General features: G+C 68.4%; 21 protein-coding genes. 7 read left to right on the top strand and 14 right to left on the bottom strand.

Annotated elements, in window-relative coordinates; genetic code table 11:
- Positions 1-315: 315 nt before the first annotated feature.
- Positions 316-390, bottom strand: coding sequence for a 50S ribosomal protein bL37 (locus IEY55_RS32875; RefSeq protein WP_143174383.1), 75 nt, complete (start codon positions 388-390; stop codon positions 316-318).
- Positions 391-618: 228 nt separating this feature from the next.
- Here IEY55_RS32875 and IEY55_RS00005 point away from each other — a divergent pair, with 228 nt between their 5' ends.
- Together IEY55_RS00005 and IEY55_RS00010 are read left to right on the top strand one after the other, a co-directional pair.
- Positions 619-834, top strand: coding sequence for a biotin/lipoyl-binding carrier protein (locus tag IEY55_RS00005; protein WP_189052713.1), 216 nt, complete (start codon positions 619-621; stop codon positions 832-834).
- 32 nt (positions 835-866) lie between these two features.
- Entirely contained in the window at positions 867-2,354 is a 1,488-nt protein-coding gene (locus tag IEY55_RS00010; RefSeq protein WP_189052714.1) for a PAS domain-containing sensor histidine kinase, read from the top strand.
- Between the two features lie 186 nt (positions 2,355-2,540).
- On the opposite strand, the gene IEY55_RS00015 is transcribed toward IEY55_RS00010, so the two are convergent.
- Together IEY55_RS00015 and IEY55_RS00020 are read right to left on the bottom strand one after the other, a co-directional pair.
- Positions 2,541-2,795 (bottom strand): WhiB family transcriptional regulator, encoded by a 255-nt coding sequence (locus IEY55_RS00015; RefSeq protein WP_189052715.1) that lies wholly within the window; start codon positions 2,793-2,795, stop codon positions 2,541-2,543.
- Between the two features lie 239 nt (positions 2,796-3,034).
- Positions 3,035-3,964 carry a diacylglycerol/lipid kinase family protein gene (locus IEY55_RS00020; RefSeq protein WP_189052716.1) on the bottom strand — a complete coding sequence of 310 codons (930 nt, stop codon included), beginning with the start codon at positions 3,962-3,964 and terminating at the stop codon, positions 3,035-3,037.
- 176 nt (positions 3,965-4,140) lie between these two features.
- Between IEY55_RS00020 and IEY55_RS00025 the strand changes: the two genes are divergently transcribed.
- Together IEY55_RS00025 and IEY55_RS00030 are read left to right on the top strand one after the other, a co-directional pair.
- On the top strand, positions 4,141-4,569 hold the full coding sequence (locus tag IEY55_RS00025) for a hypothetical protein (protein ID WP_189052717.1): 429 nt from the start codon (positions 4,141-4,143) through the stop codon (positions 4,567-4,569).
- A 467-nt stretch (positions 4,570-5,036) separates the two neighbouring features.
- Entirely contained in the window at positions 5,037-5,606 is a 570-nt protein-coding gene (locus IEY55_RS00030; protein ID WP_189052718.1) for an EF-hand domain-containing protein, read from the top strand.
- A 172-nt stretch (positions 5,607-5,778) separates the two neighbouring features.
- Here the strand turns inward: IEY55_RS00030 and IEY55_RS00035 are convergent, their stop codons facing one another.
- The 3 genes from IEY55_RS00035 to sodN form a co-directional block, all read right to left on the bottom strand.
- Complete coding sequence (locus IEY55_RS00035; protein WP_373289951.1) at positions 5,779-6,213, bottom strand: GNAT family N-acetyltransferase; 435 nt, start codon at positions 6,211-6,213, stop codon at positions 5,779-5,781.
- Positions 6,214-6,293: 80 nt separating this feature from the next.
- Positions 6,294-6,896, bottom strand: coding sequence for a histidine phosphatase family protein (locus IEY55_RS00040; RefSeq protein WP_229685780.1), 603 nt, complete (start codon positions 6,894-6,896; stop codon positions 6,294-6,296).
- Between the two features lie 297 nt (positions 6,897-7,193).
- Positions 7,194-7,601, bottom strand: a complete 408-nt coding sequence (sodN, locus tag IEY55_RS00045; protein WP_189052720.1) for a superoxide dismutase, Ni — start codon at positions 7,599-7,601, stop codon at positions 7,194-7,196.
- A 105-nt stretch (positions 7,602-7,706) separates the two neighbouring features.
- Here sodN and IEY55_RS00050 point away from each other — a divergent pair, with 105 nt between their 5' ends.
- Complete coding sequence (locus tag IEY55_RS00050; RefSeq protein ID WP_308424703.1) at positions 7,707-8,009, top strand: S24/S26 family peptidase; 303 nt, start codon at positions 7,707-7,709, stop codon at positions 8,007-8,009.
- 383 nt (positions 8,010-8,392) lie between these two features.
- Here IEY55_RS00050 and IEY55_RS00055 read toward each other — a convergent pair whose 3' ends face one another.
- Positions 8,393-9,001 (bottom strand): dTDP-4-dehydrorhamnose 3,5-epimerase family protein, encoded by a 609-nt coding sequence (locus IEY55_RS00055; RefSeq protein WP_189052721.1) that lies wholly within the window; start codon positions 8,999-9,001, stop codon positions 8,393-8,395.
- Between the two features lie 387 nt (positions 9,002-9,388).
- On the opposite strand from IEY55_RS00055, the gene IEY55_RS00060 reads away from it, so the two are divergent.
- Together IEY55_RS00060 and IEY55_RS00065 are read left to right on the top strand one after the other, a co-directional pair.
- Positions 9,389-10,576 carry an NAD(P)-dependent malic enzyme gene (locus IEY55_RS00060; RefSeq protein WP_189052722.1) on the top strand — a complete coding sequence of 396 codons (1,188 nt, stop codon included), beginning with the start codon at positions 9,389-9,391 and terminating at the stop codon, positions 10,574-10,576.
- A gap of 280 nt (positions 10,577-10,856) precedes the next feature.
- Positions 10,857-14,030 carry an EAL domain-containing protein gene (locus tag IEY55_RS00065; RefSeq protein WP_373289952.1) on the top strand — a complete coding sequence of 1,058 codons (3,174 nt, stop codon included), beginning with the start codon at positions 10,857-10,859 and terminating at the stop codon, positions 14,028-14,030.
- Between the two features lie 96 nt (positions 14,031-14,126).
- Here IEY55_RS00065 and IEY55_RS00070 read toward each other — a convergent pair whose 3' ends face one another.
- The 7 genes from IEY55_RS00070 to IEY55_RS00100 form a co-directional block, all read right to left on the bottom strand.
- Positions 14,127-15,359 (bottom strand): MFS transporter, encoded by a 1,233-nt coding sequence (locus tag IEY55_RS00070; RefSeq protein ID WP_229685782.1) that lies wholly within the window; start codon positions 15,357-15,359, stop codon positions 14,127-14,129.
- 481 nt (positions 15,360-15,840) lie between these two features.
- On the bottom strand, positions 15,841-16,653 hold the full coding sequence (locus IEY55_RS00075) for an ESX secretion-associated protein EspG (RefSeq protein ID WP_189052723.1): 813 nt from the start codon (positions 16,651-16,653) through the stop codon (positions 15,841-15,843).
- Between the two features lie 88 nt (positions 16,654-16,741).
- Positions 16,742-18,280, bottom strand: a complete 1,539-nt coding sequence (locus IEY55_RS00080) for a PPE domain-containing protein (protein ID WP_189052724.1) — start codon at positions 18,278-18,280, stop codon at positions 16,742-16,744.
- A gap of 22 nt (positions 18,281-18,302) precedes the next feature.
- Positions 18,303-18,851 (bottom strand): DUF3558 domain-containing protein, encoded by a 549-nt coding sequence (locus tag IEY55_RS00085; RefSeq protein ID WP_189052725.1) that lies wholly within the window; start codon positions 18,849-18,851, stop codon positions 18,303-18,305.
- Positions 18,851-19,246, bottom strand: a complete 396-nt coding sequence (locus IEY55_RS00090) for a hypothetical protein (RefSeq protein ID WP_189052726.1) — start codon at positions 19,244-19,246, stop codon at positions 18,851-18,853. The genes IEY55_RS00085 and IEY55_RS00090 overlap by 1 nt, the downstream gene beginning before the upstream one ends.
- 124 nt (positions 19,247-19,370) lie before the next feature.
- Complete coding sequence (locus IEY55_RS00095; protein ID WP_189052727.1) at positions 19,371-19,577, bottom strand: DUF397 domain-containing protein; 207 nt, start codon at positions 19,575-19,577, stop codon at positions 19,371-19,373.
- Position 19,578: 1 nt separating this feature from the next.
- Positions 19,579-20,457, bottom strand: coding sequence for a helix-turn-helix domain-containing protein (locus IEY55_RS00100; protein ID WP_189052728.1), 879 nt, complete (start codon positions 20,455-20,457; stop codon positions 19,579-19,581).
- Positions 20,458-20,579: the final 122 nt, after the last annotated feature.

The raw sequence follows: 20,579 nt of genomic DNA on the forward strand, positions 1-20,579 counted from the left end.
CCTCCCTCATTCCAACATCATCAGGCTGTCGTGCCCGTCACCAACCTCTATGGGCAGTACACCTAGCCACACCGGCCACCGACCGTCGTCGCCGGTGGTCACCGTGGTCACGGTGTGAACCGGTAGCCACCTGTAGCCTTCGCACAACACGACCTACGCCCGCCTGCGCTGGCCCTCGTCGAGCTGCTGGTACGGCAGCGCGATGTGGAACAGGCGTCGGGCAGTTGACGTCGCTGATGTGGCGAAACCACGCGAAAGGCCCCGGACCGCAGCTCGCGGTTCCGGGGCCTTTCGTCGCTGTGAGCAGCGCCTCGGTCAGGCGTTGGGGCGCTTGCCGTGGTTGGCGCCGCGCTTCTTGCGGTCACGCTTCTTCCGCGCACGCTTCGACATGGCTCTCCCTGGTCGGTTCGCTGTGATGCTGGCCTCGACGCCGGCCGGTCACGAGCGGCCGGAGCGCCTACGTTGTTGCCTTCCCACAGTGTCGCACGCGCTGTCCTGGCGGTTCCGGCAGGGCGGAGTGGCCACTCCCGGTGGTTGGATGGCCACGAGGTCCTGGCTCGATCAAGCGTGACCCGCGCCGGCCCGGACCGGGCGGATGCGCGTCGAAAGGATCGGGGGATGGCCGAGGAGATCCACGCCGAGATGGTGGCCAACGTGCTGCAGGTCGTCGTCGCCGAGGGCGACGAGGTCCGCCGGGACGACACGTTGGTGCTTCTGGAATCGATGAAGATGGAGATCCCGGTCATCACCGAGGTAGGCGGCGTGGTTGCCAAGGTGGCCGTCCAACCGGGACAGGTCGTCCAGCGCGGCGACCTCATCGCGGTCGTCGAGTGACCCCGGGTCGCGGGCTGGCGTAGGTTGCGGTCGTGTCCACCCTGACCGACCTGCTGGCCGAGCACACCGGCATGCCCGGTGCCGCCGTCGACCACCTGCAACTGGTGGTGGCGGAGTGGCAGCTGTTGTCCGATCTCTCCTTCGCGGACTTCCTGATGTGGGTTCCGCTGGAGGAGGGGGAGCCGGAGCGGTTCCTGTGCGTCGCCCAGGCCAGGCCGACCACGACCGCCACCGCGCACCCGGAGGACGCGGTGGGCAGCGTGGTCACCGGCGAGGAGCACCCGCAGCTGCGCCGGGCGGTGGTGGAGTCGCGGATCTGCCGGGAGGAGGACCCGCGCTGGCACCTGGGTGTGCCGGTACGGCGGGAGACCATCCCGGTGCGGATGGGCAACCAGGTGATCGCGGTGCTCAGTCGGGACACCAACCTCGCGGTGCCGCGGGTGCCGAGCCCGCTGGAGATCGCCTACCTGGGCAGTGCCGCGGATCTGTGCCAGATGATCGCGGACGGGACCTTCCCGACCGCCGAACCCTCGCCGGGTGTCCACACCAGCCCGCGCGTCGGTGACGGGTTCGTGCGGCTGGACGCCGCAGGAGCCGTTGTCTTCGCCAGCCCCAACGCGCTGTCGGCGTACCACAGGATGGGGCACGCCGCGGATCTCGTCGGCACGCACCTGGCGCCGCTGACACGTTCCCTGGTGTCGGATCCCTTCGATGCGACGGAGATCGCGCAACGCATCCGGTCCGCTTTGGACGGTCAGCCCTCGATGCGGATGGAGGCCGAGGCGCGCGGGGCCACCGTGCTGTTCCGAGCATTGCCGTTGCGTCCCAAGGGAAAGGCGGCAGGCGCGCTGGTGCTGTGCCGCGATGTCACCGAGGTGAAACGACGCGATCGCGCTCTGCTGTCGAAGGATGCGACGATCCGGGAAATCCACCACCGGGTGAAGAACAACCTGCAGACGGTTGCAGCGTTGCTCCGGCTGCAGTCGCGCCGCACCAACAATCCCGAGGCACGGCAGGCACTGGACGAGTCGGTGCGCCGGGTCACGTCGATCGCGCTCGTGCACGAGACGCTGTCGATGTCGGTCGACGAGCGGGTCGATCTGGACGATGTGGTGGACCGCGTCATCCCGATGATGAGCGACGTCGCCGCGGCCGAGACCAAGGTCGCGGTGCGCCGGGAGGGCCGGTTCGGGATCGTCTCCGCCGAACTGGCCACGCCGCTGGTGATGGTGCTGACCGAGCTGGTGCAGAACGCGTTCGAACACGCGTTCGTCCCCGGTCAGCGGGGCGAGGTCGTCGTGCGCGCCGAGCGCTCGGCGAAGTGGCTGGACGTTGTCATCACCGACGATGGGCGCGGGCTCCCGGCCGGCTTCTCGCTGGAACGCGCCGAGCGGCTGGGCCTGCAGATCGTGCGCACCCTGGTGGAGTCGGAGCTGCGGGGCTCGCTGAGCCTGCGCCGCCGGAAGCAGCCGAGCGGGACCGAGGCGGTGTTGCGCGTCCCGTTGAAGCGACGTCGGTAAGGCTTTCGGCTGTCCGGATCACCCCGGGAGGCCCCGCACATGGCAGTGGCCCCGAGATCGGTGGGCGGGCCGCACGCTTTCGTCGCGTCCGACGCACACTCTGTCGAGCGGTACGTGAGGTAAACGTTGGAAAGGGTCGGCCCCGCCGGGCCGACCCTTTCCAACGATCTAGCGTGGTGCGTGGGCTCAGGCGCCGGTACGGGCCCGGGTGCGGGCGTTGCGCCGCTTGAGGGCGCGCCGCTCGTCCTCGCTCATGCCGCCCCAGACACCGGCGTCCTGCCCACTCTCCAGGGCCCAGGTCAGGCACTCGGAGATGACGGGGCAGCGCCGGCAGACGGCTTTCGCCTCGGCGATCTGCAGGAGCGCGGGACCGCTGTTCCCCACCGGGAAGAACAGCTCCGGGTCCTCGTCACGGCAGGCCGCACGGTGGCGCCAGTCCATTGTCTCTTGCTCCTCGCTAGGCGCGGTGAAGCGCCGGTAGTCAGTGGTCCGGGGTGCTTGTGAATGCGTTCACGTGCTTGTGAATGCTTTCACGAACTTGCGCGATGTCAAGGGGTCCGACCCGATCTGGTGAGCCATCTCACCAGAAAGATCGGTTTCCCTTGACCGGCGGGTTTCTCTGCGTTGATACCTGCCACCAGCGAAGATCGCCACCGGATGACAGGCGGGTTACGCGAAAGTCACACCGCAACCTGTACCGCGGAGGGGACCGCGGTGAACTCCACTGCCGTTCGCTCGCCCAGATGGTCGCCGTCCACCTGGAGGCGCACCGGCTCGGAGCAGGTTACCCGGATCTTCTCAACGTCGTCGCTTCGCAGCAAGTGGCTTCCGCGCGGTTCAACACCCCGAATCACCTGTCCGAGATGACGCAACACCGTCGCCATCCGAACGTTGCGCAAGGCGAAGATCCCCAAACCCCGGTCGAACGAGCAGCTCGGGTTAAGTCGCAGCGGCCGGCCGCCCAGGTAGCTCCAGGGGTCGGTGTTCGAGACGAATGCCAGGTGCACGCCGTCGACCGTCTCGCCCCCGGGCAGCTCCACGGTCAGTCGCGGGTTCCGGCGGTCGAGCCGGAAAAAGCAGGACGCGGCGATGCGGGCGTACCGCGACGGGGTGGCCTCGCGCCCCCTGGCGCGGGCCTGCTCCATCCGTTCGACGACATCGGCGTCCCAGCCGAGACCGGCGTTGAAGGTGAACCAGCGTTCCCCGGCGGAATCGGCAACCCTGCCCAGGCCAACCCGGCGGCTCGAGCGCTCCTCGACAGCCCGCAGCAGGCGGTGGGTGGCCTCGACCGGCTCCCGGGGCAGGCCGAGTGCCCCGGCGAACACGTTGGCCGAGCCACCGGGCACGACCCCCAGCATGGGCAGGTCCGGGCGAGGCCCCTCCGCGAGCAGCCCGTTGACCACCTCGTTGACCGTCCCGTCGCCCCCGTGCGCCACGACCAGGTCGATCCCGGCGCCCGCGGCCTCCCGCCCCGCGTCAGCCGCGTGCCCGCGGTAGCTGGTCTCCAGCACGTCCAGCTCCACGGCGCTGGCCAGCGCGTGGGCGAGCACGTCCCGACCGGCCGGGGTGGTCGCGGTGGCCTGCGGGTTGACCACGAGGAGGGCGCGCACCGGGCGAGCGTAAGCAACCCCCGGTACCAACACCGGCGCCGAGTTGCCTCGAGGAGGGGCAGATCACACTCCGGGTCGGGACAACGCCCACTTGCTCGCCAGGCATAACATCGCTGCTGTCGTGGCCGTCCGGGCCGCGGTGTTCCCGCTCTTTCCTGCCGCCAGGAGGACCGCGAGTGCCCACCGACGCCGCCGCAGCCCCGCGCAGCGTGCGCATCGCAGGCGCGATGACCGGCCTCCAGGGTGTGGCCGGGCTCGGTTATGCAGCGGCCTTGGCACTGCAGTCCGGGCAGCAGCACGGGCCATATGACGCTCTCGGCACGGCCGGCTACTTCGCGTTGCTCAGCGCCGGCGTGATCGCCGCGAGTGTCGGCCTGCTGATGGGTAAGCGGTGGGCACGGACACCGGCGGTGCTGGTGCAGCTGATGTTGCTCGGCGTTGCGTGGTATGCGTTCATCGACTCGGGGCAGCACGCCGCCGGTATTGCGGTGGCGGCCTTCTGCCTGGCGATTCTCGTCCTGTTGTTTTCCACGCACGCCCGGGCGTGGGCCATGGGTATCGGACCCTACGATCCGGACGGAACGGGCGACTCAGAGCGTCGCTGATGAGCCGACCTGCCTGGTGTGACTAGCTAATGTGACTGGGCAGCCTCCGCCCTCCCTGGGCCTGCGCAGCCCACGGCCAGCCTATGAGCTGCGGAAATGTAAAGCAAGAACAAGATCGCGGGCTGTGGATAATTTTGGGGGATGTGGATAAGAGGGGCCGAGCGGGGTATGTCCTGTTCGGGCACGCGGTCGAGCTGTATGTCAGCGATGCTCGTGATCAGTGTGGGAGCCGGTCCGGTACCGGGAGCGCTTCGAAAGGCGCCGTCCCGGAGTGAGAGGCGACATCTCGTCCACCCGACCCACCACCGCCGAAATGGGTATCCACAGTGGAGGGACACGCGACACGCTGCTCTGGTGGGTGAGTATCAGGGAACACGTTCGGGTGGCTGAGTGGAAACCATGTCGGGTTGGGCACATCATGCCGCCACTGTGGACACGCACATACCGGAGGGCGTGAGGAGGACGGCGTGCTCACCCGCTTCCAGCGGAAGAAGCTGAACCTGCGGTTCGACCGGCTCGACGCAGATGGCGACGGCTACATCGAGGAAGGCGACTACGTGCTGGCCGCCCGGAGGATCGCTGGTGCGATGGGGCGTAAGGGATCCTTCGAGGCGCAGCTGGCCGAGGGGCGACTTCGCCTGGTATGGCGTAGCCTGCGCCAGCTGGACAGCAATGATGACGAGCGAATCAGCCGCGAGGAGTTCGTGACAGCGGTGGCGAGGGATATGGACGGAATTGCCGCCGCGGTCCGCTCGACCGCCGAGGCGGTCTTCGACCTGTGCGACATCGACGGTGATGGCAGGCTGAACCGTGACGAATTCGGCAAGATGATGAACGGTTTCCTCGTTCCCGATGAGGGCGTGACCGAAGGCTTCGAACACCTCGACGTCGATGAGGACGGATGGGTCACGCGAGGCGAGTTCGTCCAGGGCGCGATCGACCTTTACTGCAGCGCAGATCCTTCGGCGCCCGGAAGCTGGTTGCTCGGGGCCGTCGAGAAGGTGTGGCAGGTATCCTCGGAACGCTGCGGTGACTAGGTCACCGGAACGAAGATGCGCCGCGATGGGCGGCCGGTCCACTGAGTGTGGCCCTGTCACCTCGGCATGAGCCGACGGCAGTCGAGGTCGAGCGACCACTTGGCTCGAGCTCGGGCGTTCCCTACGCGCACTGGCAAGCCATCGAGGGTCGCGTTCCGACCGTAGCAGCTTGTCAGACGCGGCCGGCGGTACCCAGCGCATCAAGCGCTTCGTCGGTCACCCGATAGACAGTCCACTCATCCATCGGGACAGCACCGATCGACTTGTAAAAGTTGATGGCCGGGGCGTTCCAATTGAGGACCCACCACTCCAGACGGCTGAAACCGCGGCGCACGCACTCCCCGGCCAGCTCGGTGAGCAATGCCTTACCCAGACCGGAACCCCGCATCTCCGACTTGACGTAGAGGTCTTCCAGGTAGATGCCGTGCGTCCCGCGCCATGTGGAGAAGTTGAGGAACCACAATGCGAAGCCGACGAGCCGACCATCCACCTCCGCCACGTGACCGAACAGAGCGGGGGACTCGATGAAGAGCGCGGTGCGAAGCTGCTCAGACGTCAGATGACACTCGTGCGGCGCCTTCTCGTACTCGGCAAGCTCGTGGACCATCTCCACGACGGCGTCCACATCTGACTCGCGCACGCGGCGGATCTGTGGGTCCGGCACGAGAACCTCCTGACACAACCCGGTCAGCGGAGGCTCCATGGTGGCACGTTCACGTGGATCAGCTGAGGGTTCTCCCGCTCGTAACCGAGCACGGTCCAGCTTGCCGGTGCCAGCCCGAGGTGGGCACCGGCCGCGACGGGCAAGTCGACCCAGCGGGCGGCAAGCACCCGCCCGAAGTGCCCGTGACCAGCCAGGACGACGTCACCGTCGGACAGCGCCTCGCGTGCCCTGGCCAGGACCGCGTCGGCACGCGCACCGACCTCCGCCACGCTCTCCCCACCCAAGGAACCGTGCGTCCACACGTTCCAGTCGGGCACGGTCCTCCGGATCTCGGTGGTGGTCACACCCTCGTACTCGCCGTAATTCCACTCTGCGAGATGTTCCGTGACCTCGGGCCGCAAACCGGCGAGCTGCGCGGTGCGTACGGCACGCTGACGGGGACTGGACAGCACGAGTGAAGGCGGCTCGTCGGTGCCACGGAGCCGCGCGAGCACCTCACCGGCGAACCGCGCGGCCTGCTCGCCGTTGGGCGTCAAGGGGATGTCCGAGTAGCTCGTGTGCTTGCCGGCGGCAGACCACTCCGTCTCGCCGTGCCGCACGACGTACACGGCAGGTTGCCTTCCCACACGGCGATCCTAGGTCGACCGCGCCCGCTTGGCCCCGAGAACGCCGACGCGAGCCGATTCCGGGGAAGATTTGAGCTGGATTCCGGACAGGAGCTCGAGAACACAGGCGGCCGACGGTGCGCGATGGGGTCTTGCCCCAAGAAACGCACCGCCGGCCACCCGTTTCAGATCACCTGGTGACGCGCGACCACCGCGAGATGACCGCTTCCGGGCCTCCCCTGGGCCCCGGACGTCACCACACCATCGGGCAGGCCGACCCGCGACGACGGGTCAGCAGCGCCCCCGATGATCCTGGCCTCAGCCCTGCTTGGTCTCCCAGAAGATCTTGTCGATCTGGGCGATGAGGTCCAGCAGCTCCTGGCCCTTGGCCGGGTCCATGGAGCCCTTCACACCGGCTGCGCCCGCCGCCTTGGTCGCGTTGTTGAACAGCTCGTGCAGCTGCGGGTACTTCTCGAAGTGCGGCGGCTTGAAGTAGTCGGTCCACAGCACCCACAGGTGGTGCTTGACCAGCTCGGCACGCTGCTCCTTGATGATGATCGCCCGCTGGCGGAACTCCGGGTCCTGGTTGGCCTGGTACTTCTCCTGGATGGCCTTGATGGACTCGGCCTCGATCCGGGCTTGCGCCGGGTCGTAGACGCCACAGGGGAGGTCGCAGTGCGCGGTGGCCTCCAGGCGCGGACCGAGGATGCGCGACAGCAGTCGCATCTTTCCTCCCTGACAGTGAATGCTCCGACGCGCGAAACCCTACTCCCGGATGATGTGCGCGGCAGGTGGAGGTGATCGTTGGCACCGAGACTGGGACCGTGGCCGGTGCGGCGCGTACGCGTTCGCGGCCGGTCGATGACGCCTGCCCTGGCCGAGGGGGACATCGTGCTGGTGCGCTCCCGGGCGGCCCCCCGGCCGGGCGATGTCGTGCTGGTGTGCTGGCCGGCCCGCCCCGCCCAGCTGTCCGTCAAGCGCGCGGCCTGGCCCGAGGAGGACGGTTGGTACGTGCTCGGCGACAACGGTCTGGACTCCACCGATTCCCGGCATCTGGGGCCGGCGCGGGTGCTCGGGGTGGCGCGCTGGCGGCTGTGGCCACGCCCGGGCCGGATACCGGGTGTCGAGTGGTGAGCTGGGGTGATGTGCCGGCGTTGCGGCGGGTGTGGTGGCGACACTGGCCTCGCCCAGCCCTGGATCAGTGCCACTGGCCCAGGGTCGAAACAAGATCAATTAGCGGGCCGCTGACGTGCGAAAACACGGATGCTCGTACCCGTTTGGTCGCTGCGTGGGCGGCATTGGCCCTGGGCACGCCGTGCCGGTGGCGAAGCCCGGAGGCGGCTCAGGCGGCCTCGCATCGCAGTTTTTCGCCGCGTGGCGTCCTGCCCGCTGCTGCCCGTGCCGGGTACCTCGAACCTCGTGACCTCCCGCGATAACCCGCGAAACCCGCTGTCGCGAGCTCAGGTCCGACCCGGACAAACCAGACTCGCCGGCCAACAGGGCGGCATCGGCACAAGTCAGGCGGTCTCGTCGCGCAGCTTCTCGTAGTAGGCCAGGCAGTCCTCGTAACGCGGGAGCAGGCCAGACTCCACCGCCTCGGCCAACGAGGGCGCGTCGCGGTCCTTGTCCGACAACACCGGCTCCAGGTCCTGCGGCCACGGCAGGCCCAGCTCCGGGTCGAGCGGGTTGATGCCGTGCTCCCGACCCGGGTTGTAGCCCTCCGAGCACAGGTAGGACGCCACGGTGTCGTCCTCCAGCGCGATGAAGACGTGCCCCAGCCCCTCGGCCAGGTACATGGCGCGGTACTCCCGTGAGTCGAGCCGCACTGACTCCCATCGGCCGAACGTCGGCGACCCCACCCGGATGTCGACGACCACGTCGAGCAGGGCGCCGCGCGGGCAGTAGATGTACTTCGCCTGCCCAGGCGGGACGTCGGCGAAGTGCACACCACGAATGACCCCGCGCCGCGACACCGAGACGTTGCTCTGCGCCAGCCGCAGCGGGTGGCCGACGGCCTCGACGAAGACCGGCCCCTGATAGGGCGCGGTGAACTCGCCACGGTCGTCGGGAAACGTCGGCGGGGCGAACTCGTACGCCCCGGAAATGCTCAGCGCGCGGACCTCCACGGACGCCCAGCCTAGGCGTGACGTGCGAGAAGACCTCGACCGGGCGTCGAGACGGCGCCCGGGGCACCGGCTTGACCGATTGCGAGCGCGCCCGCCAGGCACAACTGACCGGCCAGTGCAACAAGCCGGACGGACGTCTTGCAAAAACCCCCGCTGACCTGCGGAAAAAACCCCGCGGAACTGTGATCCCCACCGCAGACACTCCGGTGATCGGCTGCAACACTGTGCGACACCGCAGCGTCCGTCGGCGGTCGCCCGCCAGACCACGAGCCGTCCGTCGACCGGTCAACGTCGCCCCGCTGCGCCGGCACACACCACGCCGGGAGATGTGGGCGCACCATCCGGACGGGACTGTCCCGTCCACCCCGCACCGGCAGGAGGGACGCCGTGACCACCGTGAACGAAAGCTCCAGTACCTCGCTCGAACTGACCGACCAGGAGATCTTCGCCGCGCACGAGGGCGGCAAGCTCGGGATCGCCGCGACCGCCTCGCTGGCCGATCCGCGCGCGCTGTCGATCGCCTACACCCCGGGCGTGGCCCGGGTGAGCCGGGCGATCGCCGAGGACGCCGCGCTCGCCGAGCGCTACACCTGGACGAATCGCCTGGTGGCGGTGGTCAGCGACGGCACCGCGGTGCTCGGCCTCGGCGACATCGGTCCCCGCGCCTCGCTGCCGGTGATGGAGGGCAAGGCCGCGCTGTTCAAGCAGTTCGGCGGCCTGAACTCGATCCCGCTGGTGCTCGACACCACCGACGTCGACCAGATCGTGGAGACGCTGGTGCGGCTGCGGCCGAGCTTCGGTGCGGTGAACCTGGAGGACATCGCCGCGCCGCGGTGCTTCGAGTTGGAGACCCGGGTGGTCGAGGCGCTGGACTGTCCGGTGATGCACGACGACCAGCACGGCACCGCGATCGTGGTGCTGGCCGCGTTGCGCAACGCGCTCACCGTCGTCGGCCGCGAGCTCAAGGACATCAAGATCGTCATCTCCGGCGCGGGCGCGGCCGGGGTGGCCTGCGCGAAGATCCTGCGCGCCGCCGGCGCCACCGAGATCACCGTGATCGACTCCCGCGGCATCATCCACGGCGGGCGCGACGGGCTGCATCCGGTGAAGGCGGAGCTGGCCGAGATCACCAACCCGCGCGGCCTGACCGGCAACCTGCCCGAGGCGCTGGCCGGCGCCGACGTCTTCATCGGTGTTTCCTCCTCCGCCGTGCCGGAGGAGCTGATCGCCACCATGGCACCGGGCGCGATCGTGTTCGCCCTGTCCAACCCGGACCCGGAGATCCACCCGGAGGTCGCGGCGCGGCACGCCGCGGTGGTGGCGACCGGGCGCAGCGACTTCCCGAACCAGATCAACAACGTGCTGGCCTTCCCGGGGGTGTTCCGGGGTGCGCTGGACGCGGGTGCGCGCCGGATCAGCGAGAACATGAAGCTGGCGGCCGCTACGGCGATTGCCGCGGTCGCCGAGGACGAGCTGTCGGCCGACAAGATCATGCCCAGCCCGCTCGACCCGCGGGTCGGTCCGGAGGTCGCCGCCGCGGTGGCGCGGGCGGCCAAGGAGGACGGAGTAGCCTGAGTCCCCTGGAATCGTTGGTATTCCACCCAGTATCGTCACCGCACCGAGTGGGGAACGTCGCCTGAACGTCCGGTCCTCCCGCCTGCTTCGGCGGGTGCGGCGGACCGGATCTACACCAAACGGCGGATAGTTGCCGCTCGGTCGGGTGAGCATCCCGGTCCGGGGGTTCCGCCGCGGCCCGAACCGGGTGCACTGCTCAGGCAGCCGCCGTCGAAGGCCCCCCGTGCCGCCACGGCGGCCGAGTCGAACGGGGTGGAACGTGGCCGACCAGGGCGAGCGAATGGGGGAGGCCGCGCTGGGTGACGGTCGACCTGTCACGTCCGGGCCGTCGCAGCGGGCCGATCCCGGCCTACCCATGTTGCCGGCGGCGCCCGCGCTGCTCTGCGCCGGCGACGGCCTGGTGCTCGGGGCGAACCACGCGGCGGCGACACTGCTCGCCGTCGCGCGGCCGGATGACCTGACCGGCGCGAAGCTCGACGACCTGATCGTCGGTGCGGAACCGGACCTACGGGCGCTGCGCCAGGATGGTAGTGCGGTGCCGGTACGGGTGGTGCGGTGGCCGTTGGACGGCGGCCAACAGGCCGTCCTGTTGGTGGACGTCTCCGACCTCGCCGCCGCGGCGGACGCCCTGCGCGACGAGCAGCGGCGGCTCAACGAGGTCCAGCGGGTCGCGGGCATCGCCTCGTGGGAGTACGACCCGGTGACCGGGGAGACGGTCTGGTCGAACAACCACTACGAACTGCTCGGGCTGGCGCCGGGCTCGGTGGTGCCCGGCGCGGAGGCGGTGCTGGCGATCACCCACCCCGGGGACCGGGAGCGGGTTCGCGCGTACTGGACGGAACACAAGGCATCCGGTGAGCCCATCGAGATGGAGTACCGCGTGCTGCGCCCGGACGGTGAGGTGCGGCGGATCCGGGGCGAAGCCAAGTCACAACGCGACGAACGCGGCGAGGTCGTGCGGATCACCGGCTACATCCGTGACGTGACCGACCAGTGGCGGGTCGAAACCGAGCTGGCGGCCGAGCGGGCCCGTTTGCTGGAGGCCCAACGGATCGCGCGCATGGGGAGCTGGACCTACCAGACCAGCACCGGGACGATGCGGCGCAGTGAGGCGTTGCTGGAGCTGTTCGCCGAGGTCGGCGTCAACGCGGCCGGAAAGGACATCCTGTTCGGGGTGCATCCGGACGAGGCCGAACGGGTGGCCGCGGTACGGGATGAGCTGCTCGCCGGCCCGCACGGGCACACCGTCGAAATCGAGCTGCGGGGTGCATGGTGCGAACGCAGGTATGTCGCCCGCGCCCGCGCGGAGGCCGGGGTGAAGGGCGACATCGCCTGGCTGCAGGGCACCGTTCAGGACGTGACCGAGCAGCGCGCCCTGGAGCGCCAGCTTCGGGAGGAACGTCGGCGTTTGGACGACGCACAACGCGTTGCCCGATTGGGGACATGGGAATGGGATCCGGCCACCGGAGAGACGGTGTGGTCGGACATGCTCCACGAGCTGTATGGCGTTCCCCGCGGTGAGCACACCACGTACCAGTCGTATTTGCGCCTGGTGCATCCGGAAGACCGGGACTGGGTGGACGAGATGTGGCAGCAGCTCGCCCGGGACCAGCAGGCCGTGGTGTGTGAGCACCGGTTGGTACGCCCCGATGGTGCGTTGTGCGTCTTCCGCTGTCATGGGGCGGCGGTGTCGGGCTCCGACGGGCGGGTCATCCTGGTTGGTACGGCACAAGACGTCACGGAACAACGCGCCACCGAAACCAGGATGGAGCGGTCCAGCCAACGGTTCACCGACCTGGTGTCGATCACACCGGTGGGGATCGGCCTTTTCGACGACAACGAAAGACTGGTGGACGCCAACGACGCGCTCTGCGACCTGCTGGGCTACGACCTCGAACAGCTACGAGGTATGACCGCCGAGCAACTGACACACCCGGAGGACCGCGCTGACCGGTTGCGCTCGGCGATGCGGATCACCGAAGGTGAGGACCGCAGTTACCGCATCCCGCAACGGATGTTGGCGCGTGCCGATGGTGAGCCCGTCTACTGCGAGCTGCACATCGCGGTCTCGGTGCAGGATGACGGTCGGCGGTTCTGGCTCGTGGTGCACCAGGACATCACCGAGCGGCGCCGGGCGGCGGAGGCGTTGCGGCACAAGGCCACGCACGACGACCTGACCGGGCTGCCGAACCGGGCCGCGGTCAAGGAGATGCTTTCCCAACTCCTGCAGAGCGACCAGGCGAACAAGGTCGCCGTGTTGTTCTGCGACATCGACAACTTCAAGCGGGTCAACGACTCGCTCGGCCACGATGCGGGCGACGAGTTGCTGGTGGCGTTGGCACGCCGGCTGGAGAGCGGGCTTCCCGAAGGGTGTACGGCGGCACGTCTTTCCGGCGACGAGTACGTGGTGATCTGCTCGGACGCGGCGAAGGTCGGTGGCGTCGAGGCGCTCGCCACGAAGGTGGCGAGCTTGCTGCGCGCGGCTGTCCCGGTGCACGGCCAGTTGGTGCGGGTGTCGGCGGCAGTGGGCGCAGCGGTGCCCAACGGGTCCCGGCCGACCGGTGCAGACCTCCTGCGGTTCGCGGACGCGGCGATGTTCGAGGCGAAGCGGCGCGGGCCGGGGCGAATCTCGTTGGCCAGCGCGGCACTGATGGCGAACGCGGACCGGCAGGTGCACCTGGAAGGCCAGTTGCGCGACGCGTTGGCCAGAGATGGCCTGGTGCTGCACTTCCAGCCCGTCGTCGGGGTGGACGGTGTGGTACAGACGGCCGAGGCGTTGGTGCGCTGGCCGCATCCGGATCGCGGGCTCCTTGGCCCTGACGTGTTTCTGCCCGTTGCGGAGCAGGGCGATCTGTTGCGGGAACTGGACAGATGGGTGCTGCGGACCGCGTTGCAGGAGGCCGCGAGGTGGCCACAGCAGGGAGGTCAACCGGTCGGGGTGGCGGTGAACCTGGCTGGTCTGGTTCCTGGTGACCCGGATTTCGTTGACGCGGTGACCGCGGCCGTGGTGGAGGCCGGTATCTCGTTCAAGCGCGTGGTGCTGGAGTTGGTGGAAACCGCGCTGGTGGACCTGCCGTCGCGGACGAGGGCGCAGATGGCCGAGCTGGAGGACCGCGGCGTGCGGTTCGCGGTCGACGACTTCGGCACCGGCTACTCCTCGTTGGCGCGCCTGAAGGAACTACCGGCCAAGATCGTGAAGGTGGATCGCCGGTTCGTTTCCGGGGTGGGTAACGACCCGTCGGACTTCGCGGTGGCGCGGGCCGTGGTGGACATGGCACGGGCGATGGACCGGCAGTGTGTGGCCGAGGGCGTGGAGACCGCGACCCAGTTCCACGTGTTGCGAGGCGTGGGGGTGGACGCCTACCAGGGCTGGCTGTTCTCCCGCGCGGTACCGGCCCGCGAGTTCCGGGCCCTGCTCAACACCGGCCCGCTGCACGTCCCCCGCGCCCGCTGATGACCAACCTGGTGTCCTGAGCGTAACCCGGCGCGTTCGCACCCACCCCTCCACAGTCCCTCAACCGGTTTCGGTCAGGGCCGACTGTGATGCCTCCTATATGTGGCGTTCCTGGTCGGAGGAAAGGGCGTAGCCGCCCGTGCCCGCCACGCTGGGCGCACGCGTGGTGGAAGCGGGGAGGATCCCGACCAACAGGCCGGCGCCCGCCGCCACGAGCCCGACCACGGCTACCGTGGACCAGCCCCCGGCCGCCCAGGCGAGGGAGCCCACCAGGGATCCACTGGCGATGCCCAGGAAGCGGAGCGTGAAGTAGAGCGTGTTGAGCCGGTTGTGGAAGCCTTGATCCAGGCCGAACAGCGTGGTTTGGCACACGACCTGGTTTCCCCAGACTCCGACGTCGAGGACGACGACACCCGCGACCAGCCACCACAGGTTGGCACCGCCCGGTAGGAGGACTATCCAGCCGAGGATGACGGTCCCGATCAGCAACGCCAGACCCCGTGGATGGCCGAGCCGGTCGGCCAGCCGTCCCGCCGCGGGCGAGGCAAGGGCACTGGCCGCGGCGACCAGACCGAACAACCCGACGATCGCCGACCCGTAGTGGTAGTGCTCCTGAAGAAGGAAGGTCAGGGTGGTCCAGAACGCGCCGAACGCGACGCCGACCAGCGCGCCCGACACCACCACCCGCCAGGTGAGGGGGTGGCGGAACAGCCGTGGCAGTGAGGCCAGGGTCGCCCGATATCCGACGACGTCCGTGTCGTGCGGTGCCGGATCGGTGGGTAGGGCGCGCCACAGCACCAGGCTCAGGATCAGCGTGGCGGCGCAGGACGTCCAGTAGACGCTTCGCCATCCGGCGAGTTCGGCAAGCGATCCGGAATAGGCACGGGAGGCGAGAACGCCGAGTAACAGGCCGGCCTGGATCACGCCCACCACCTTCCCGCGTCGCTCACCGCCATCGAGCGCGACCGCCAGAGGCGCGACCAGTTGCGGGATCGGGGACAGCAGGCCGACCGCGAAGCTGGCGATGACGAGCCACGGCACCGTGGTGGCGAGCGCGGCGGCGGCGAGTGCCAGGGAGGACGCGAGGCCCAACACGACGATGAGATGGCGCCGGTCGCGGATGTCACCGGCGGGCACCAGCAACAGGATGCCGGCGGCGTAGCCGAGCTGGGTGGCGGTGGGGACGGTACCGAGCACCTCCGGTGCCACGCTCAACGAGTTTGCCGCCGTGGCCAGTAGTGGTTGGTTGAGATAGACGTTGGCGGCGGTGAAGGCACTGGTCGTCGCCAGCAGCAGGGTCAGGGCCCGCGTCAGCTGTCCCCGTGACACCTCGCATCACCTTCCCGGGGCGCTGCTCGCGGCGGTTCTGGTCGGGTCGTACGGATCGACGCCGGCTTCCCGGAGTGTGTCCAGTAAGCGGGTACGCAACGCAAGCTCGGCGGGCGAACCGGGTGTCGTGAACTCTGCCACCAGGAGGTCGATGATCGCGCCTGGGCGGGCCAGAGCGATGTTGCGGTGACGTAGCTCGGCGAGCAGCGGTGGGCCTTCAACCGGGTGGCCGTCATCGTGCTTCTTCCGATCATCCTCTGTGCGGAAGCTGGCCCTGGCAGGTCAGTGGGAGGGCGACCCGATATTCGGACCCACTTCGCGGCAAGAATGAAAGATTGTGATGTGGGGCCCAGTTGTTTTGGGTAGCTTCGGGTGCTCGTGGGTGAGTCATGCCGCGACCGCGGTGGCCAGGCGTGCCGGAGAGAGGGCGAACCGACCTGATCCGTTCCGCGCTCGGTGAGCCTGAGCCGGCGGGTGGGACCTAGTTTCCTTGGCCCGGAACCGATCTGAGCAGGCCGTCGATGTGGCTGTGGAGGGCGTTGGGGTCGGCGGGGGCGACGCTGACCCACTCGACGCCGTGGAGTTCGGTACGCGTGGTGATCATGTAGCGCTGGTCGGGATCGACGTCGAACCAGCGGACGACGGGCGAGCGGTGGTGCCGGCCGGCACGGTCGCGAGTGTTGGCCGCGATCTGGCCACCACGGGTGCGCGGCAGGCTCATGAGCTCATCGAAGGCGCGGCGGTCGCGACTGGCGTGATCGGTGGTGTGGATCTCGGAGAGCACGCTGAAGTCGGCGCTGGTGCGGGAACTCCTGGCGAGCGCGGGCTCGACGGGTACGGCAACGGCCGGACGGTCACCGGGCCGTCCGGCGGGCAGCCGCTCGATCAGTGCACGGACCGGGTCGACGCGTGGCAGGTGCTCGATGTGCAGCGGACCCCCGTAGTGCGCGGCCTCGCCGGGGAACTGCAGAGCAAGCAGCGTCCCGTGTTGCTGGGGAACGGAAATGAGTCGGAACGGCGACTCGGTTTCATTGTCCGGCAACCACACCGAGTCGAACCACAGCATCGGACGAGCGATCGCGCGCAACGCGTCTTCGAGACCGGGGTCGAGCTGACCGTCCCGAAGCAACCCCATCGTGCTCAGCTCGGCGGCAACCTGCGTTCGGATCGCAAGCCGCTCCTCGAGAGTCTCGCCATGGTTGCGGACCTCGAACGGGAATGGGTAACCGGTGAGCTCCAGGGACTCCCACACCTGGTCAAGCTGTCTCGGGCTGAGCCGCCACCAGGGTGCCATGAAAGAAACTCCTTGTACTCAAAGGAAACCGGCGGCGGGGCGATGGATCCGTCCCGTGATCAGGACAGCCCACACGACGAAGAACCGGCTACTCGCCGATGACCGGCGGCGCGACCCGCGGCAGGTCGTAGATGTCGTCGGTCTCCACCAAATAGCTCGGCCGCTGGTGCTCGGCATCCTCGCCGCCCTGCCCGCGCCCGGCGCCGGCTCCCACGCCCGCCGCACCCGTGCCGGAGGTGCCGGGACGCCCGGTGCTCGCCGCACCGCCAGCAACGGAACCGGTCGGACCGAAACCGCCGACACCACTGCCACGTCCGGGACCGAGGGCGGTGGAGCCACCCGCGCCGGGGCTACCAGCACCCCCGGCACCCGGGCCGAACGCGCCACCGCCTCGTGGCCCGAACCCACCGGAACCGCCGCCTGGGCTCCCGGCCCGGAAACCACCCGCCCCTGCACCACTGCCCCGCATACCACCGGGGCCAACGGTTCCGCCGGAGCCGCCCCCGTAACCGGGGACGAAGCCACCGACCGGGCCGCCACCTCCGCCAAGACCACCACCGGGCACACCGGTGTTGGGCGGCGACCAGTTCCCCGGAGGAGGCGTCGGAGCGGGGGTCGGTGTCACCTGCGCCGGATCGACCTGCGCCGGGGGCCGGTCGACCCGCCACTGCTGGCCGGAGTCACCGCCGGGACCGGGCGGAGGCTGCACGTGCTGACCCGGCGGTGGCGGAGGTGGCGACACCGGCGGAGGCGGGTCCGTCCGGTACCCACCACCGGGGTAGGAGCCGTCCGAGGGCCTTCCGCCCGGCTGACCGGGCGGTGGATCAGCACGCCCGCCCGGGGGCGGTGGAGGCGTCGGGGGCCGGGACGGCTCACCGGGGTTGCTCGGGTCCGTGGGCGGGGTGAACGCGGGAACCGAGCCGTCGACCTGCTGGTAGACCTGGCTGTAGACGGAGTTCATGACATTCACGGCCTCCGCCTTGGCCTGCTCCCGCTCCTGGGCTTGTTCGGCGGCGTCCGCGACCACGCCGGTGCCCATGGTCCCGATACCGACCACGAGGTTGCGCTTCCAGTCGTGTTCCTTCGGCGGCGGCACCATGTTCTTGGTCTGCTCGGCCGCCGTGGCGGCTTCCCTGAGCTTGTTGCCGGTGAGTTGGCTCGCCGCCGCCATTTGTTCGGCCCACTGGGAAATCGGCTCGCCAGCGGCGATCGCGGCCTGGGCGGCGTTGCCCTCCCACCGCCCGTTGATGGCGTTCGGCAGGGACCGCTTGAAGTCACCGGCGGCCTCGGTGAGCTGACTGCCGATCTGCTCCCAGACCCTGGCGACCTCGTGCAGGTCACCTGATTTCAGCGTTTGTTGGGTCATGTCGTAGATGCGCCTGTGCTCCCAGGACGCCCAGTTGTCCCGAGAGGTGATCGAGGGAGGGTCGTAGCCCTCGACCTCGTCCTGGTACCGACGGTTCTCCCGGTGGAGGCGGTCCCGCTCCTCGTTGCCCCGACGCTGAGCGTCGTCGACACGGCGCTCCTCCTCCCGGGAGGGCCGGCCGCTCACCCACCGGCCGAAGTCATCGGCCTTCTTGCCCGCCTCCCAGGAGATTCTCCCGATCGGGCTGTCCCAGAACCCCATGTCCCCTCAACCCCCGCACGCGCTATCTGGGCAGCTTCGGCTCGATCAGCTTGGCGATCTCCATGGCCGTGTCACAGGGGTCGATTCCCTGGTGCTTGCCATGCCTGTAGGTCACCTCGGCGAGGGCAGTGCCACTTCCGACCTGAAGAAGCTGTGTGCAGCCACCTTGGCCCGTGCCGCCCTTTACGATCAGGCGGACTCCCGGTCGACCATTGACCTTGTTGGCCTCGAGCTGGTCGAAATTCTGTGCATTCTTCTTGTATTCATCCAGGCTTCGTGTTGGGCTTGTGCCAACTGAAATCAGGTACTTCGCCCCATCGTAGTTGCAATGGTTCTCACTCAGTGCCCTCTCGGGCTTTCCTGGAGCCTCCACTTCGAGTGAGGACAGCTTGTCGTCCGGCAAGAGTTGGCAAGGGTCGATCTTGTTGATGTCGCCGCTTCCAGTGGTGCCAGAAGAGGCGCTCGTGTCCGTGGTGGGCTGGCCCTGGACGGATCCGTTGCAGGCGGCAAGGAGCACTGACATGGCGCCAACGAGCGCGATCAGCCCGGTCCGAGTACAAGTGGTGCGCATTAGGCGCGTCCTCCGAATGCCTGGCGATTGGCCTCGTCGGTCTGTTGGTAGGAGCGTCCGGCCGCCTCGTAGGTCTGGGCCATGTTCTCCAAGATATCCTGGGCTTGCCGCACGATGGGCACGAGTGAATCAGGTGTGCCATCAGCCTTCTTGACAAATTTCTGTGCCAGGTCCCTGCCGATGTTTGACTCTCCAAGACCGTTAACGCGTGCGAGCCGCCAAGCCTGTCGCATAACAATGTCAAGTTGGTCCTTGAAGTCGCGGCAGGCTTTGGCCGCGTCGGTGGCGGCTTGAGGCTCAACGCGGAAACCACCGCTCTCGACCGCAGTGCGCAGGCCGGCGTACTGCTGTCGCAGGCCGCTCATCATCGCCGACGCCCCGGCGAAACCCTCCATCGAGGCCGTTCCCCCTCCAGCGAGTGACCACTGACCGTGCGGGTGACGTTAGCAGTGACGCCGCGTAGAGATGGGCGGTTCCAGCTACCTGGACGAGGGTTCGACCCGGGGTGGGTGACGTGGGTCACGCGTCAGGGCTGGTGCGGGGGAGTCGGCCGCTCTTGATGGCGGATAACAGCCCGAGCCAGGGGGACCGGTCGATGGTTAAGACTGGGCCGGTGGGGTTCTTGGAGTCTCGAATGCCGATGCGGTGGCGAAGGGCTGCCACCTCGACACAGGCATCGTTCAGGCTTGTGCTGGCCTTGCGCCATCGGGTGCCTTCTGGGGTCATCTCAGCCTTCCCGAGCTAAGTCGTTCCTCGCGGCACTGATCAACTTTCCGGACTCGTCTGGGTTCAGTGCCTTAGCGCGGATCTCTGCTGCGATCTCGGTGTACACCTCGACCAAGGCAGGATCGTGGCTGTAGCGGGAGCCGTTGGTCGGACCATGCTCCAGGTAGACAGCGGGCGTGAACTCGGCGAACTCCAGCAGGGCGAACCTACCGCTGAGAGCGGAGTGGAAGCCTGCCGCCGTTTGGATTACCTGCACTGTGACGTTTGGCAGGTCGTTCATCACGAGCAGGTGATCCAGCTGCTTTCGCATCACCGAGGGGGACCCGACTGGCCTGTGCAGAACGGATTCTTCAATGACTGCGATCAGCTCCAGTGGCGTAGTCTCCGTCAGCCGACGTTGCCGATTCATGCGCAATTGCAAGATGGCCTCGCGATGCGTGGGCGGAACCGCGCGGCTCTTGTTGGTAAGAACCTGAGCGTACTCCTGGTGTTGGAGTAGGCCCGGCACGACACCGAAATCGTAGTTGATCGCCCGTACTGCTTCGCTCTCGCCTCCAACCAGGTCGGCATAGGAGAGGTGAACCACTGAGCGGTAGGCATCCCACCACGGTGCGCCTTCTGCGCGCTTGGTCCACTCAACGAGTCGCGTGATGTCCTTCTCGGGTGCCGCGTAGAACTTCAGCAAATCCCGTACGTCACGCCAGTTCAGCTTGTACCTACCGGCCTCCATCTGGCTGATCTTTGGTTGGGTACAGCCCAACTCTGCGGCGGCGTCGGTGGTGGTTACCTCCCGGCCGGTCCGCGCACGCATCGATGTCCGGAACATCCGCAGCTCGCGGCCCACCTGCCGACGCAGCCACAGCGGGTCAGTCTCTGTCACCGCACCTCCTCTTGATCCCCGCAAGCATGGATCGACGCCGGATGCACAGCGTGATCAGGGTGCCACCAGATTGTGTCATTAGTAGTGACTTCTTATAAGCCGATCTTGGGGGAGCAGGCTCG

It is taken from the genome of Longimycelium tulufanense (genome assembly GCF_014645795.1).
Lineage (GTDB): Bacteria > Actinomycetota > Actinomycetes > Mycobacteriales > Pseudonocardiaceae > Longimycelium > Longimycelium tulufanense.

Excerpts from the sequence above, each read along its gene's own strand:
- IEY55_RS00005 (WP_189052713.1), top strand. The coding sequence starts at position 619 with ATGGCCGAGGAGATCCACGCCGAGATGGTGGCCAACGTGCTGCAGGTC.
- IEY55_RS00015 (WP_189052715.1), bottom strand. The coding sequence starts at position 2,795 with ATGGACTGGCGCCACCGTGCGGCCTGCCGTGACGAGGACCCGGAGCTG.
- IEY55_RS00035 (WP_373289951.1), bottom strand. The coding sequence starts at position 6,213 with ATGGTCCACGAGCTTGCCGAGTACGAGAAGGCGCCGCACGAGTGTCAT.
- sodN (WP_189052720.1), bottom strand. The coding sequence starts at position 7,601 with ATGCGACTGCTGTCGCGCATCCTCGGTCCGCGCCTGGAGGCCACCGCG.
- IEY55_RS00065 (WP_373289952.1), top strand. The coding sequence starts at position 10,857 with ATGGGGGAGGCCGCGCTGGGTGACGGTCGACCTGTCACGTCCGGGCCG.
- IEY55_RS00075 (WP_189052723.1), bottom strand. The coding sequence starts at position 16,653 with ATGGCACCCTGGTGGCGGCTCAGCCCGAGACAGCTTGACCAGGTGTGG.
- IEY55_RS00080 (WP_189052724.1), bottom strand. The coding sequence starts at position 18,280 with ATGGGGTTCTGGGACAGCCCGATCGGGAGAATCTCCTGGGAGGCGGGC.
- IEY55_RS00085 (WP_189052725.1), bottom strand. The coding sequence starts at position 18,851 with ATGCGCACCACTTGTACTCGGACCGGGCTGATCGCGCTCGTTGGCGCC.
- IEY55_RS00090 (WP_189052726.1), bottom strand. The coding sequence starts at position 19,246 with ATGGAGGGTTTCGCCGGGGCGTCGGCGATGATGAGCGGCCTGCGACAG.
- IEY55_RS00095 (WP_189052727.1), bottom strand. The coding sequence starts at position 19,577 with ATGACCCCAGAAGGCACCCGATGGCGCAAGGCCAGCACAAGCCTGAAC.